At 72.0% G+C, this 561-nt stretch carries 1 protein-coding gene; it reads left to right on the top strand.

The genetic code is table 11. The features are described from left to right. A partial coding sequence (locus AC1DWF_RS37445) for a MinD/ParA family ATP-binding protein (protein WP_476843478.1) occupies positions 1 to 451 on the top strand: 451 nt, incomplete at its 5' end. Positions 452 to 561: the final 110 nt, after the last annotated feature.

Raw genomic sequence — 561 nt, 5'->3', positions numbered from 1 at the left:
GCTGCGGGAGCAGCGGTGCGAAGTGGTGCTGGACCTCGGCGCAGGGCTCGGCGCGGCGCAGCGGCATCTGGCAGCGCGGGCCGATCTGCTGATCGTCGTCGCGAGCGAGGAGCCGACCAGCCTCACCGATGCCTATGCCGTGCTCAAGCTGCACCGCCGAGACGCGCCGCAGGGTCGCGCCGGCGTGCTGGTGAACATGGTGGCGCAGCGGGCCCAGGCGCTGAAGGTGCATGCGGCGCTGGATTCCGCCTGCCGCAGCTGTCTCGGCGCCGGCGTGCCGCTGCTCGGCGCAGTCAGGCGCGATCCGAAGGTGCCAGCGGCGATCCGGGCGCAGGTGCCGCTGCTGCCCCGCCACCCCCTGAGCCCAGCCGCCCAGGATCTGCGCGATCTGGCCGCGAGCTTGCTGGCGGAACGCGCCGCCGTCTCATCGCCTCAGGCCACCTCGGCCTGAGGCGTGAAGCGGTGTCTCAGTCCTGCCACTTCACCGGCAGGAACGACGCCGGGATGAGCAGCTTGCTCTCCTGCGTCGCGATGAAACCGCGCACCTTGCCGAGGTAGTCG

The organism is Aminobacter sp. P4_D5 (assembly GCF_056401815.1).
The sequence above is the reverse complement of the archived record's forward strand: the minus strand, read 5'-3'. Positions and strand labels throughout refer to the sequence as shown.